General features: G+C 39.2%; 17 protein-coding genes. 8 read left to right on the top strand and 9 right to left on the bottom strand.

Annotation, left to right across the window (positions count from 1 at the left end; genetic code table 11):
- The first annotated feature begins 303 nt into the window (after positions 1-303).
- From ACUR5C_RS08920 to ACUR5C_RS08910, 3 genes are all read left to right on the top strand, one after another.
- Positions 304-552, top strand: a complete 249-nt coding sequence (locus ACUR5C_RS08920; RefSeq protein WP_454464767.1) for a FeoA family protein — start codon at positions 304-306, stop codon at positions 550-552.
- A gap of 67 nt (positions 553-619) precedes the next feature.
- On the top strand, positions 620-2,941 hold the full coding sequence (feoB, locus tag ACUR5C_RS08915) for a Fe(2+) transporter permease subunit FeoB (protein WP_454464766.1): 2,322 nt from the start codon (positions 620-622) through the stop codon (positions 2,939-2,941).
- A 5-nt stretch (positions 2,942-2,946) separates the two neighbouring features.
- Entirely contained in the window at positions 2,947-3,198 is a 252-nt protein-coding gene (locus ACUR5C_RS08910) for a FeoC-like transcriptional regulator (protein ID WP_454464765.1), read from the top strand.
- A gap of 27 nt (positions 3,199-3,225) precedes the next feature.
- Here ACUR5C_RS08910 and ACUR5C_RS08905 read toward each other — a convergent pair whose 3' ends face one another.
- Together ACUR5C_RS08905 and ACUR5C_RS08900 are read right to left on the bottom strand one after the other, a co-directional pair.
- The gene (locus ACUR5C_RS08905; RefSeq protein WP_454464764.1) at positions 3,226-3,774 is read right to left on the bottom strand and encodes a TlpA family protein disulfide reductase; all 549 of its coding nucleotides are present in this window, start codon (positions 3,772-3,774) and stop codon (positions 3,226-3,228) included.
- Positions 3,775-3,786: 12 nt separating this feature from the next.
- Positions 3,787-4,710 (bottom strand): YeiH family protein, encoded by a 924-nt coding sequence (locus ACUR5C_RS08900; protein WP_454464763.1) that lies wholly within the window; start codon positions 4,708-4,710, stop codon positions 3,787-3,789.
- Positions 4,711-4,886: 176 nt separating this feature from the next.
- On the opposite strand from ACUR5C_RS08900, the gene ACUR5C_RS08895 reads away from it, so the two are divergent.
- The 4 genes from ACUR5C_RS08895 to ACUR5C_RS08880 are packed head-to-tail and all read left to right on the top strand — an operon-like array spanning position 4,887 to position 7,267.
- The gene (locus ACUR5C_RS08895) at positions 4,887-5,264 is read left to right on the top strand and encodes a GntR family transcriptional regulator (RefSeq protein ID WP_454464762.1); all 378 of its coding nucleotides are present in this window, start codon (positions 4,887-4,889) and stop codon (positions 5,262-5,264) included.
- Positions 5,261-6,115: an ABC transporter ATP-binding protein gene (locus ACUR5C_RS08890; protein ID WP_454464761.1), complete on the top strand. Its 855-nt coding sequence runs from the start codon at positions 5,261-5,263 to the stop codon at positions 6,113-6,115. Before ACUR5C_RS08895 ends, ACUR5C_RS08890 begins: the two co-directional genes overlap by 4 nt.
- Positions 6,115-7,032: a hypothetical protein gene (locus ACUR5C_RS08885; protein ID WP_454464760.1), complete on the top strand. Its 918-nt coding sequence runs from the start codon at positions 6,115-6,117 to the stop codon at positions 7,030-7,032. The genes ACUR5C_RS08890 and ACUR5C_RS08885 overlap by 1 nt, the downstream gene beginning before the upstream one ends.
- A 49-nt stretch (positions 7,033-7,081) precedes the next feature.
- Positions 7,082-7,267: a hypothetical protein gene (locus ACUR5C_RS08880; protein ID WP_454464759.1), complete on the top strand. Its 186-nt coding sequence runs from the start codon at positions 7,082-7,084 to the stop codon at positions 7,265-7,267.
- Positions 7,268-7,370: 103 nt separating this feature from the next.
- Here the strand turns inward: ACUR5C_RS08880 and ACUR5C_RS08875 are convergent, their stop codons facing one another.
- Positions 7,371-7,703, bottom strand: a complete 333-nt coding sequence (locus ACUR5C_RS08875) for a DUF2288 family protein (RefSeq protein WP_454464758.1) — start codon at positions 7,701-7,703, stop codon at positions 7,371-7,373.
- Between the two features lie 311 nt (positions 7,704-8,014).
- Here ACUR5C_RS08875 and ACUR5C_RS08870 point away from each other — a divergent pair, with 311 nt between their 5' ends.
- Positions 8,015-8,527 carry a DUF3016 domain-containing protein gene (locus tag ACUR5C_RS08870; RefSeq protein WP_454464757.1) on the top strand — a complete coding sequence of 171 codons (513 nt, stop codon included), beginning with the start codon at positions 8,015-8,017 and terminating at the stop codon, positions 8,525-8,527.
- A gap of 19 nt (positions 8,528-8,546) precedes the next feature.
- Here ACUR5C_RS08870 and ACUR5C_RS08865 read toward each other — a convergent pair whose 3' ends face one another.
- The 6 genes from ACUR5C_RS08865 to rsxA are packed head-to-tail and all read right to left on the bottom strand — an operon-like array spanning position 8,547 to position 13,749.
- The gene (locus tag ACUR5C_RS08865) at positions 8,547-9,248 is read right to left on the bottom strand and encodes an electron transport complex subunit E (RefSeq protein ID WP_454464756.1); all 702 of its coding nucleotides are present in this window, start codon (positions 9,246-9,248) and stop codon (positions 8,547-8,549) included.
- Positions 9,248-9,925 carry an electron transport complex subunit RsxG gene (gene rsxG / locus ACUR5C_RS08860; protein WP_454464755.1) on the bottom strand — a complete coding sequence of 226 codons (678 nt, stop codon included), beginning with the start codon at positions 9,923-9,925 and terminating at the stop codon, positions 9,248-9,250. Before rsxG ends, ACUR5C_RS08865 begins: the two co-directional genes overlap by 1 nt.
- On the bottom strand, positions 9,918-10,979 hold the full coding sequence (gene rsxD / locus ACUR5C_RS08855) for an electron transport complex subunit RsxD (RefSeq protein WP_454464754.1): 1,062 nt from the start codon (positions 10,977-10,979) through the stop codon (positions 9,918-9,920). The genes rsxG and rsxD overlap by 8 nt, the downstream gene beginning before the upstream one ends.
- Positions 10,980-12,593, bottom strand: coding sequence for an electron transport complex subunit RsxC (rsxC, locus tag ACUR5C_RS08850; protein WP_454464753.1), 1,614 nt, complete (start codon positions 12,591-12,593; stop codon positions 10,980-10,982). It abuts the gene before it with no gap.
- Positions 12,590-13,168 (bottom strand): electron transport complex subunit RsxB, encoded by a 579-nt coding sequence (gene rsxB, locus ACUR5C_RS08845; RefSeq protein WP_454464752.1) that lies wholly within the window; start codon positions 13,166-13,168, stop codon positions 12,590-12,592. The genes rsxC and rsxB overlap by 4 nt, the downstream gene beginning before the upstream one ends.
- Positions 13,168-13,749 (bottom strand): electron transport complex subunit RsxA, encoded by a 582-nt coding sequence (rsxA, locus tag ACUR5C_RS08840; protein ID WP_454464751.1) that lies wholly within the window; start codon positions 13,747-13,749, stop codon positions 13,168-13,170. The genes rsxB and rsxA overlap by 1 nt, the downstream gene beginning before the upstream one ends.
- Positions 13,750-13,759 lie beyond the last annotated feature (10 nt).

Here is a 13,759-nt window from a genome sequence, read left to right as displayed (position 1 = left end):
AAAAGCAACTTTAAAATGCTGCATAGGCCAAAGCCCTAAACAGGGCTTTCAAGTGTCTATTATTCACTCAATGGATTACTACCAAGACAACTTTTATCACTCTAAATGTAGTTGCAAATAATTCGCATTTAGACTAATATTCACATTAAGCGAGCTTGCCTAATGACAAAGTTAGATAAGCTCAATGTTCGTATGCTCTGCATAGTAAGCTGTGTATAAGTAAGCCCGCACAGGCAGCTATAGCGAATAGGAAAGCTTTTTAAATTAGATGCTAATCGAGTTTCACTCGGTAAAACGGAGAACATGATGGCGTATTGCCTAACCGAAGTCAGTGCACAGCAAAAAGTGAAAGTGGTGAGTATTGGCGCTGCACGCAGTCTTTTTCGTAAAAAATTGCTGGCAATGGGCGTGACACCAGGTATTGAGCTGAATATTACGCGTATTGCACCAATGGGTGGTCCGTTAGAACTTACCCTTCGTGGCTTTTCGCTAAGTTTACGCCGTAGTGAAGCTGAAAATATACACGTTGAGCTGATGGAAGCTTCAGCTTAATCCGTTTGAATTTTAAATTATCGCTTATTTCAAGTCTGTCCTTTTACCGGAACTAGTTTAAACCTCTATGTTAAACCAACCCATCATTGCGCTCTGCGGCAACCCTAACTGTGGTAAAACTACTTTGTTCAATCTATTAACTGGTTCACGCCAAGAAGTAGGAAATTGGCCGGGAGTAACGGTAGAGCGAAAATCTGGTCGCTACCAACATGACGGACAGTCTATTGAAGTGGTCGATCTACCCGGTACTTATTCTTTAGACGTAGTAGACGAGTCTGTGGCTTTAGATGAGCGTGTCGCTAGAGACTATATTCTTGCTGACGAAGCAGATCTAATTGTCAATATCATCGACGCATCAAATATTGAAAGAAACCTGTATTTAACGACGCAGCTGTTAGAGCTTAACAAGCCTATGCTAGTCATACTTAATATGTTTGATGTGGCTGAAAGTAATCGGCTAAAAATTGATGTTGAAAGGCTCGCTAAACATTTAGGCTGTCCGGTTATTCCATTTAGTGCTCGCCGGGCTAAAAATGCCGATCCAGTGAAGGCGTTAGTTTCTCAACTTATTATTCAACCAGAAAATATAGTCGATTTCGAGTTAGACTTTGACGCGGAATTTGAACCGAGTTACGCCAAGGCAAAAGAGATAGTCCATGATTATGCAGCGTCAATTAATAAGCCCAAGTCTTGGGTTGCATTGCGAGCGATCGAAGATGAAACATTTCAGCTGCCAGCACCAATCGAGAATGAGTTTAAACAGGCTACTCAAAGCTTGCTTAAAAACTATGGCGAAGATATTGATATTGTTATTGCTGAAGCTCGGTTTAACAAAATACTTAATTGGATTGAAGCTTGCGTTAATAAGGAAGGGCAAATTTCTAGAAGCCTTTCAGTAAAGTTAGATCAATTTTTTCTAAACAAGTACCTCGGCATTCCGCTATTTTTATTTGTGACATATTTAATGTTCTTGTTTACCATAAAAGTCGGTGGTGCTTTTATCGACTTTTTCGACCAAGCCGTTGGCGCGGTGCTAGTAGATGGAGCTAGTGTTTGGTTAAGCGAAACGGGACTACCTGCCTGGTTGGTGACTATTTTAACTAATGGAGTAGGCGGCGGCATTCAAACGGTTTCTACTTTTATTCCTATCATAGCAAGTCTATATTTATTTCTTTCGGTTTTAGAAGATACCGGCTATTTAGCTCGTGGTGCTTTTGTTATGGATCGCTTTATGCAATCAATTGGCTTACCCGGAAAGTCATTTATTCCACTGATGGTTGGGCTCGGGTGTACAGTACCAGCCATTTATGCAACACGTTCTCTCGAGTATCACAAAGATCGAATTATGACCGTTATGATGAGCCCATTCGTTTCATGCGGTGCGCGTTTGCCAGTGTATATTTTGTTTGGTGCTGCATTTTTTCCTAACGACGCTCAAAACCTTGTGTTTGCGCTTTATTTAATCGGCATTGCAGTAGCAGTGCTAACTGGTGTTGTACTTAAACGCACATTATTACAAGGCGAGAATTCTCCTTTTGTGCTCGAATTACCCGCTTATCACTTACCTAACTTAAGAAATGTAGCTACCAAAACATGGGAAAAATTGAGTTCGTTCGTGTTAGGTGCCGGTAAACTGATTGTGATAGTTGTAATCGTTTTAAGCTTTTTTAACTCACTTGGGAACGATGGTTCGTTTGGAAACGAAAACAGTGAAAAGTCAGTATTGACTAGTATAGGAAAGAGCATCACGCCCATTTTTAAACCCATGGGTGTTAGTGAAGAAAATTGGCCTGCTACCGTTGGTATTTTCACTGGCTTATTTGCTAAAGAAGTGGTGGTTGGCACTATCGATTCGTTATATACCAGTCAAATTACTTCGCAAAACGAAGAGCCTAAGTTTGATTTAACTGCCGCGTTAACTGATGCGGTAATGACGATACCAGTCAATCTAGGAGCTGTACCTGAGTCTTGGGACGATCCAGTAGGTATAAAAGTGGGTGATGTAAAAAATTTAGAACAAGTTGCTGCAGACCAAGATGTTGATCGTCAGCTATTTGCTGTTTTACAAACCGCATTTGGAGGAACCCTAGCAGCATTTTCTTATTTATTGTTTATATTGTTATACTCACCATGTGTATCTGCACTAGGCGCTACTCATAAAGAAACAGGCACAAAATGGACGCTCTTTAGTATTATTTGGACTACCTTCTTAGCTTATAGTATGGCGACAGTTTGCTTTCAGCTGGGTCAATTAGAAACAAATTTTGATAGCGCAATTGCTTGGATTGGCCTGTTCGTTGGTTTGTATTTTATGGTTTATGTGTTATTAAAATTTATTGGCAATAAGCAACATAAAAAAACGGTTTCTATTGTGCAGGTAGAAAGCTAATGTTGATGGATATCAAGCAATTACTAATCGAGCGAAATGAAATGAGTTTAACTGATCTCGCGCGTCATTTTTACGTTTCTGAAAATGTAATGCAATCAATGTTAGCTCAGTGGATCAAAAAAGGTAAAGTCAAAAAGCGTCAAGTTTCAGGGCTTTGTTCATCAACCTGCGGTTCTTGTGATGAGTCGGCCGAGGTTAAAACACTCTATCAATGGAAAAGTGTTGCTCAAAAACCAATTCATATGCAAGTTAAGTAACTTTAAAAACTAGTTAGTGTATTTAATTTAGTTAATTAGCAACTGAAGCTTCATTCCAAGTTCTGTTGTGTAACCTTTGCCTTTAGCTGAAACCAATCCGTCTTTAGAGATTAAATAATATGATGGATAGGCATTTATTTTAAATTGCTGCTGAATGTACCTGGTGCCTAATAAAACTGGTAGCGATAATTTATGCTGGGATAAAAATTGCGTTACTTCTGTTTTGGTATCCCAATCTAGCGCAATGGCAACGATATTAATATCATCATTATTGGCTTGGTAGACTTCTTCTAAATTATCTATAGAGTAATGGCATACTCGACACCATGGAGCAAAAAAATAAATAAACGTAGGTTTTTGATTTGCGTTTAATATTAACTCAACTTTTTCGCCAGTAGAGCTTACTAAGTTAATTTGCTCTAATGGTGCGGCAACAGAATCTTCTAACATATCTCGCTGTTGCCACCACTGGATTGATAAAAACAAACTCACATAAACGCCAATCATTAAAATACGCTTTAAGAATTGAGACCATTTGGGCTTGGCTATTTTGAATCTCTTAATTGCGCTTGGCAAAATTTTTAATCCTTAAACAATTATAAAGTAAGCAAAGATTGAAACGGCCACCCACAAGGTAGAGCCTAACGCTAATGCGCTCCACCGAATCGCGGTGAAGGTGTGACGAGTAAAACCAGTACCAATTAAAAATAGGCTTAAAGCCATGCCTTTTTTAGCAACTAAAGAAGTATAAGGCGCCTGCTCAAAAACAAAAGGTACTAAGGTTGCTATTAAGCTAGCAACAATAAAAAATAGGATAAAAATTGGAAACTGACTTCTGCGCCGCTCAGTCTTAAAGACAAAGCTGGCTAAAACGACTAGCGGTATTATCCATAATGCTCGGGTCAATTTAGTAGTGGTAGCGACTTCTAAAGACTGATCGCCAAATGCTGCGGCAGCACCAACAACTGAGCTAGTGTCATGAATACCGAGTGCCGCCCACAAACCAAACTCAACTTGAGAAATACCGAGCCAGTGTCCCAGTTCGGGATAGGCAATAAGCCCTACCGCGTTTAGTATAAAAACGATACTAATGGAAATAATAACATCTTGAGCTTTGGCGTTGATAGCAGGGGCAGTTGCGGCAATGGCACTTGCACCACAAATAGCGGTACCCCCAGTAATTAAAAAAGCGAGTTTAGGTTCAACTTTAAATGCCTTGCCGAGCGCAAATCCAAGAACCAGTGCAAACACAATACTTGCTACAGTAAGCCCAAAGCTATTTACAGCGTGTTCTGCGACTTGTGACAAATTTAAGCTTAAACCAAGCGTAACTATGCTCCACTTCATTAGATGAGTAGAGAGCCATTGTGTTTTTAGTTGAAAAGGGTTACCAAAAACTAAGGCAAAAGCGACCCCTAACAACATTGCGCCAGCAAAACCGACATACCCAAAAAACACAATTAAACTGAGAGTAATTAGGCTAAATAAGGAAAAATTAGAGTTTATTTGCACTTTAGAATTTGTTAACAAATGTTATCGAGTAGTGATTATATAGCAAAAACTGCTTATATTACAATGTGTTAAATCACTACTTTAGAGTCAAATAGGAGGTTTGTAATTTTTAGTGATTAGGTGTTATAGTTCAATAGTACACTATGTATTGTGTCAATTAATCAAGAGAGAGTCCTATGAATGCTATGAAGTGGAATGATCAAACACCCATCTTCCGACAGCTAAAGGAAAAAGTTGTCGAATTGATTATCGATGGGGAAGTGGCTGAAGGGGAGGCTGTTCCATCGGTTCGACAGGTTGCAGCAGATTACCAAATTAATCCGTTAACGGTATCTAAAGCTTACCAAGAACTAGTTGATGACAACGTGTTAGAAAAAAAGAGGGGATTAGGAATGTTTGTTACTCAAGGCGCTAAAGAAAAGCTTTTTGAAGAAGAGCGACGTCAGTTTTTAGAGAATGAATGGCCCAAAATTATGCTGAAAATTGATAGGCTTGGTATCAATATAGATCAATTAAAAAAATTAAAAGCAGCTAACGACGGAGAAAGCTCATGAGTACCATTATTTCGGCTAAAGGTTTAAAAAAATCTTATGGTAATTATAGCGCTTTAAAAGGTGTTGACTTTAATGTAGAGAGAGGAAAGATTGTTGGCTTAGTTGGTCCTAATGGGGCAGGCAAGACAACAGTTTTAAAAGCAATCTTAGGGCTGACTTCTTATCAAGGCGAGTTAAAAGTACTTGGTTTAGATCCTTCTAAACAACGCCATGAGTTAATGCAGAAAGTCTGTTTCATCGCCGATGTCGCGGTACTACCTCGCTGGTTAAAAGTATCTCAAGCTGTTGAATTTGTAACAGAAGTTCACCCGCATTTTAATTTAGAGCGGGCTAAGCACTTTCTTTCGAAAACTAAAATTAACTGGAATTCGAAGGTTAAAGAATTATCAAAAGGTATGATAACTCAACTTCATTTAGCTTTAGTTATGTCGATTGAAGCGGAACTGCTAGTGCTTGATGAGCCAACTTTAGGTCTAGATATTCTGTATCGTAAAGAATTTTATAATCAATTACTGGCAGAGTTTTTTGATGAAGGCCGTAGTATTTTAGTCACTACTCACCAAATCGAAGAAGTAGAGAACCTATTAACTGACTTAATTTTTATTAAAGACGGTGAAATTGTGTTAAATGCCTCTATGGAAGAAGTGGCACAAAGCTATACCGAAGTTATGGTTTCTAAAGAGAAGATTGCGCAAGCAGAAGCGTTAAATCCTGTTACTCAACGCGATGTATTTGGTCGTAAAGTGTATTTGTTCGAAGGGGTCGCTAGGCAAGATTTAGAAGCGCTTGGTGAACTCCATGCGCCAAGTATCGCTGATTTGTTTGTTGCAAAAATGAGGGAGAGCCACTAATGAATACATTTAAAGTGTTAATCAAAAGAGAATTTTGGGAACATCAAGGTGCGGTATTTTACACTCCCGTAATTATTGCGTTGATTCTAGCTTTATTAGCTATTTTTGGTGGCATTACCGGGCACACCGTGGCGAGTAGTCATGGCACTGACTTTTCGTTATCACAACAACTACCTAAAATGATTGCCGAGTTTGAAAGTATGTCCGAAGAAACTCGCGAGAAAGGGTTACAGGTCGCACTTTTCGTTCCTTTAGGCTTATTTGGCTTTATTAGTTTAATTATTAGTTTATTCTTTGGGTTAGGTAGCTTATACGATGAACGTAAAGACCGTAGCATCTTGTTTTGGAAGTCACTTCCAGTTTCTGATACCGCAACGACATTATCGAAGTTTGTCGCTTTAAGCTTAATGGTGCCAGTTTGTTACTGGATTGTAGTTACCCTATTTCAAGTTTTTCTGATGTTATATGCAACAGTTTTAAGCTGGATAGGCGGTGATTCTGGCGCTTTAGTTTGGGGTTCGGTAAACCTATTTGGCGTAGCGTTTAATAGCTTAATAGCTTTGGTTGTAGCAAGTTTATGGATGGCACCCATTTGGGGCTGGGCGATGTTAGCGTCTTCATGGGCTAAAAAAGTCCCATTTTTATGGGCTCTGTTGCCAGTCCTGCTACTTGCTTATGCAGAGTATGTAGTTTTAGGTAGCTATAAGTTTATTCAAACATTTGGAGAAAGAATTGGCTCGGCGGTACAGATCCAAAATTCAAATATTAACGTAATAGTTGATGATGAGTCTTTTGACTTGATCACTGGAAGCGCTGTAGAGCAGCTTGTTAATCTTGAAATGTGGGTTGGCGTTTTAGTTGGCGCAGCTTTTATTGCTGCCGCAACCTATATCCGAAGATATCGAGACGAAGCTTGATTTTTAATTAAGGCTGTGCAAATATTGTACAGCCTTTGGAGATAATATTATGATACTAAATCGCAAGAGTAATAAAGGAACGAGTAAAGTTAGTTTAATCATCGCAGTTACTATGATTGTTACCGTATTAGCCGTAATACAAACGCAGGGTTACCCAATAGAAGAGTTAGCTGATGGAGGAGTAAAAGTTTGTCAGGCCAGCGCTGTAAGCTTTTTAGCTTCTATTCTGTGGTAGCTTAAAACTCGGTTTTAACTCGAGCGGTTAAGTATCTACTAAATAATTATAAAAAAAGGAGCTTTTGCTCCTTTTTTTGTTTTTGTATATTTCAGTGAATGAACTAATTACGAATTAATTGGCAAAGCACGTATGGGGCAACAACAACCGCCCACAACCTCACAGTTTCTTCTTGGCAATGATTTTTTACCCATTCTGGGGTCGCAAAATGAACTTTTTCTTGCTCTGTAAGCGGCTCTAGCTTTTTTGCTTCATTTTTAGCAATCATTTCTGCGGTTAAAATCAAGTCTATATCGGTGTCAACGACCAATAAATTGCCTTTAGCAAAAAAGCGTTCTATTTCTTGCCAAGTTACTTTAGCGGTTTCAAGGTTTAGTTTTTCAGTTAAGCTTAGTTGCTCAATATCGGGTGGTGTAAAGTTTGATTCGGTTGCCACTGAGTGCCTCGTTATACTGCATTGTAATTATCTTTAAGATGAGTATTTTACAGATAATATTTGAATTAATACATTTTTTCACAGACAGCTTAGTTATTTAATGGAACTATTATAAATGACTTATTGCCTAATATAGGCATTTGTACCAATATATTGAATTAGTTAGTACATGTTTTAACCGCTAGCCTGGGTCAGTAGTCATCGCTTTTGCTAAATAAAATGGTGACTGAGTAGGCGAAAGACAGCTTTTTTTAATGTTGATTCTTTATTAATTTAGCTAATAAACTCAATTACTTAATGGAGAAAGAACCATGAAAAATACCAGTAGTAAGTTAATCGCTGTGATGACAGGGTCTTTAATTCTTTTTTTTGCATCTGCAAGTTTAAGTGCCGCTGTAGAAATAAAGCTTATTGAGCCTAGTAAGTTTAGAGATGCAGAAGTTGCCGGGGAGAGCAAGAAGCAAAGCTATCAGTCATTAGAAAAAGAACTTGTTAAGGTTTTTAAACGTGCAATAAGCCGTTCACCAGAACAAAAGTTAGACTTAAACGTTGAAGTTACCAATGTTGATTTAGCGGGTGACATTGAGTATTTCTGGAACCAAACAGGGCGAGAAATGCGCGTAGTTAAAAATAATGATCTTTATAAGTTACAATTCAACTTCACCATAAAAGATACCCAAGGTAATGTGATAAAGCAGGGTAATGAAGAAATTAAAAACTTTTTGCGAAATACTAATTATCGTCATGCCGCAAATTCGTCTGCTTTAATTGGATATATGCAAAAAGATATTAACGACTGGCTCAAACGCAGCTTAGCGAATTAATTTGTTATTTAGCCACAGGTTAATTGTTAGAGCTTTCTATTTGCTGGTTTAGTGGCGTAGCAATTGATTTTGATTGCATTGCCTTCTGTGTGTGTCGTTGGTCTAGATAATTCTTAAACGCAACAATTAATCCTAGACCAACAAATGCACCCGGGGGCAATATGGCAAATAAAAACTTTTGTTCGGTAAGATAAAAATGCACCGTCAATGAGTTAGCCCAGTCTCCAAATAAAAGTTCGGCACCTGATAGGATCGTGCCTTGTCCCACCAACTCTCTCATTCCGCCTAACAGCATTAAAATTATAGTAAAGCCTATTCCTTGAGCGAGGGCATCGATTAAAGATGGCAGCGGCGGATTTTTGCTGGCAAATGCTTCAGCTCGTCCAATAATCGCGCAGTTAGTGACAATTAAAGGAATAAAAATTCCTAGCACTAGATAAAGTTCGTAAGTGAATGCGTTCATTATTAATTGTACATTAGTTACAAAAGATGCAATTAACATAACAAATATTGGAATTCTAATTTCTTTGGGGATATGCCTGCGGATTATTGAAACCGTCAAATTTGATCCAACAAGAACGAAAGTTGTTGCAATTCCAAGTCCTAATCCATTGATTAAAGTTCCGGTTACTGCAAGTAGAGGGCAAAGACCTAACAGCTGAACTAACGCCGGATTATTACCCCATAATCCATTTGTAACTATCTCTCGATTGGTTTGCATTATCTATTCACTCCACATTGGCTGGCTTGTTTAAATAACCTGTTTTGGTTATTTTGATAAAACAATAATGCTTTTTGAACCGCTTTAATGATTGCTCTAGGGGTAATGGTTGCACCAGTTAAGCTATCGAAATCTCCACCATCTTTTTTTACTTTCCATTGATTGCTGTTGCTCGAATCAAGTGACTTTAAATTGAACTGTTGTACCCAGTCAGACTTAGACTCTTCTATTTTATCGCCTAATCCAGGGGTTTCCTGATGGCTTGTTACGCGCACGCCGGCAAGTTCACCATTGACATAAATACCTAATACTAATTGTATTTTACCTGCGTAACCATCGGGTGCGGTGGTGGTCATAAAAAGACCTACCGGTTGATTATTATTACGCAAACGGTAAATTTTATGTGGTGTGGTAGAACCCAATAAATCACTGTCAATTACTTCAATACAGTCTCGGTAAAAATCGTTGGAGTACTCATCCGGTGAAATTATTTGGTTTAAGCGACGTGCTATGGCCAATTCAATTTCTTCTGCTATTTGATCTTTGGTTAATAAATGGGTAAGCGCGATTAATCCCGTAGACACTAATGCAAATAAGCCCAATATCAACGCATTTCTAGCGGCAGCGTGGCTTGCTGTTTGTTGGTCTAACTCGGATTTAGGCTTTATTTTACTCATCGCTACTAGCCTCCAGTTTTTGATGTCCGTATATAACTGGCTTGGTGTAATGATCGATGACCGGCACGGCAATATTAAGGAGTAACACTGCAAACGCAAAGGCTTCTGGATATCCACCAAAATGTCGAATTATAATGACAAGTGCGCCTATCGCTACACCATAAATAATTCTGCCTTTAGGCGTAGTGGCCGCTGAAACAGGATCGGTAGCAATAAAAAAAGCGCCGAGCATGGTTGCCCCGGTTGTTAGATTAAAATAGCTCGAAGTAAACTGTTGTGGATCATAAAAGTAAAAAATTTGGCTAGTAATATACATACTCACAAGTATGCTAATTGGAATGTGCCATCGAATGATTTTATTAGCGAGTAAAAAAATTCCGCCAATTAAAAAGCTTAAATTAACCAGTTGCCAAGCATTAATATTTTCAATCAATTGATTATTGTTAAATATTTCACTAGTCATTAAGCCTTGAGTAAATTGTGTTTTAGTAAAGTCTAAAGGAGTGGCCATGGTGACGCCATCGGCGACTAATTGATAAGCCAGCAAGTTTATTTCTTTATTAGGGCCCACCATTATTAAACTTAAAGCTTCAGAAAAGCTGGGTGTGTTTAACTGAATGTGTTGACTAGGAAACCAGGCTGTCATTTCAACGGGAAATGAAATAAGTAGCAAAACATAGCCAACCATAGCGGGGTTAAATGGATTGAATCCTAGACCGCCATAGAGTTGTTTAGCAATAATGATAGCAAAGGCAACCCCAATAAAACTCATCCATATAGGTAAAGATGGGGGCAGGGCAATGCCTAGTAATATACCACTTAGCAGTGCTGAGTTGTCTTTAAGTGTTTTTTTTATTGGCTTGTTTCGCAGTTTTAAAACGCTTGCTTCGCTAATCAGTGCAAAGACGGCACAGCAGATCACGTTTATTAAAACGCCCCATCCAAAAAAGTAAGTTTGTACTATTATCCCTGGAATTAATGCTACACACACAAGCGCCATTAATTTGTTTGTTGATAGCGCATGGTGTAGAAATGGGGAAGATAAACGACTCATTTATGGTTGCTCTTTTTTGCTTGAAATTTGTTGAGACTTTTTTTGCTTCGCTCGTTCTAGCGCTGCATTGATAGCAGCTTTCCGACCATCAGGATCTTCCGCTTTATTTTGTGCTGCGAGTCTTCTTGCTTCTGCGGCTTGTTGATGCTTTTTTGCTTTTTCTTGTTTTGCTCGCTCTAAGCGAAGTTGACGAAAGTCGTAACGTTGCTTAGCTCTTTCTGCAACAAGTTGTTTTTGTTGATTAGATTTTATATTGGATTTTGCATATCGGTAGTATTGCACTAATGGAATTTCGCTTGGACATACATAAGCGCAGGCGCCACACTCTATGCAATCAAAAAGCCCTTGCTGTTCTACTTTTTCCCATTGATCGCTTTGACTAAACCAGTAAAGCTGCTGTGGTAGTAAGTCGACGGGGCAAGTTTTATCGCATTCGCCACAACGAATGCAAGCTTGATGTTCACTCGCTTGAGTAAGCCAAAGTTTTTCATCCGCATTTTGGTGATTAAATATCAGGCAGTTGGTCGCTTTGGTAACGGGGGTTGCTAAGTCAGTTACTGAAACTCCCATTAAAGGGCCACCAATAATTACCGATTGATTAGCGACGCTTTTAATCTTTAATTGCGACATTATGTGGCTTATGGGCGTTCCAAAAGGAACAATATAATTACCCGCTGGTGTAACTAAATTTCCGGTGATAGTTACTACTCGCGATACCAGCGGAGTCGCATTAACCACCGCTTGGAAAATGGCGTGCACGGTTGCAACATTTTGCACTAACAAACCCATAGATGCGGGTAATTGTCCCTGAGTTAATTGTTGACCAGTAACCAATTGAATGGTCTGTTTTTCTCCACCACTAGGATATTTAGTTGGCGCGACAACCACTTTGATATTATCATTGGGGTATTGTGATTGTAGAACTTTAGCTAAGGCAGCTATAGCTTCTTTTTTATTGTCTTCAATTGCAAAATCTATTTTTTCTGCAGAGACTATTTTAGCCGCTATTATGGCACCTAAAATAACTTCATCGGCTTTCTCTTGTAATAAACGGTCGTCGCAAGTTATGTAGGGTTCGCATTCCATCGCATTAATAATTAAATGCTTTATTGGTCGTGCATTGAGTTTAATGTGGGTTGGAAAAGTAGCACCTCCTAAGCCCACGATACCAGCAGCCTTTACTCGCTCTAACAAAGACTCAGCATCTACCGTTTGCCAATCAAGCGGCTCCAACAAAGTTTGTTGAGGGGGATGCTCTGAAGATTTCTCGAGTAGAATGCAGGGCTGTTTTAAGCCTGAAGGATGCCCAACAGAATGTTCTAAAATATCTAAAACAGTGGCGTCGAGAGGCGCGTGAATGGGTGGAGTTGCATCGCTTTTAGCGGTTACCAAAGCTTGGCCTTGGGTCACTTTATCGCCAATACTACAATGTAAAATAGGATCTTTTCCAATAGGTATATATAGTCTATTCGGGCTAGCTAGTTCAGAAATGGTTTTGTGCTTAGATGGCTCTTTGTATTCTTCAGGATGAATTCCGCCATTAAATCGCCCAATTGCTGGTACAACCCATTGGTTAAAGGTGATTTGATTGTGGGCCGGTTTAGAATTGCTCATGAAATTAACTTTACAGGAATTGATTGAGTTAAATTTTGGTTAGGTTTTGGCCACTGCCAATTTTCTAAAGTATCTACTTTAAATGGCATATCGATACAATCTACCGGGCAAGGCTCAACACATAAATCGCAACCTGTGCATTCCGACTCAATCACTGTGTGCATTTGTTTAGCTGCACCAACAATGGCATCTACTGGACAGGCCTGAATACACTTAGTACAACCAATACATTCATCTTCTCTAATGACAGCTACTCTCGGTGCTTCTTCTTCGCCGCAGGCTTCATCTAAGGCAATGACTTCGACTTCGAGTAGATCGGCTAACGCTTTAATTCCTGCTTCTCCGCCAGGCGGACAACGGTTAATTTTTTCGGATTCTGACGCTATCGCTTGGGCATAAGGTTTACATCCCGGGTAACCGCATTGGCCGCATTGAGTTTGCGGAAGTATTTGATTAATTTGATCAACTAAAGGGTCGCCTTCAACTTTAAATTTAACCGAAGCGTAACCGAGCAGTGCGCCACAACTTGCGGCAAAGATGACTAAGGTGGTAAGTGCGATGACTAACTCTTGCATTAGGCTTTTACCAGCCCCGCGAAGCCCATAAATGCTAATGACATTAAACCGGCGGTTATTAGGGCTATTGCTGCGCCTTGAAATGGTTGCGGCACATCAGCGACTGCGATTCGCTCTCTCAGTGCGGCAAATAAAATTAAAACCATGGAAAAACCCAGTGCTGCGCCCAGTCCGAAAAACAATGATTCAATAAAAGTGTGAGCTTGATTAACATTTAATAAGGCAACACCCAAAACTGCGCAGTTAGTGGTTATTAAAGGAAGAAATATGCCGAGTATTCGGTACAACATGGGGCTGGTCTTTTGAATTACCATCTCAGTAAATTGAACCACAACCGCAATTGCAAAAATAAACGATAAAATCTGTAAATATTCTAAACCTAACGGGGCTAGCACAAAAGTGTTAATAATATAGCTAGCGACAGACGAAAGCGTTAATACGAAAGTCGTCGCAGCGGCCATTCCGGTCGCTGTTTCTACTTTACTGGAGACGCCCATAAACGGGCATAATCCCAAAAACTTAGCGAGCACAAAGTTATTGACTAAGACAGTACTAACAAGCAACAGTAGAAGTTCAGTCATAATTTTTAAC

The sequence above is a fragment of the Aliikangiella aequoris genome (genome assembly GCF_053709105.1).
The sequence above is the reverse complement of the archived record's forward strand: the minus strand, read 5'-3'. Positions and strand labels throughout refer to the sequence as shown.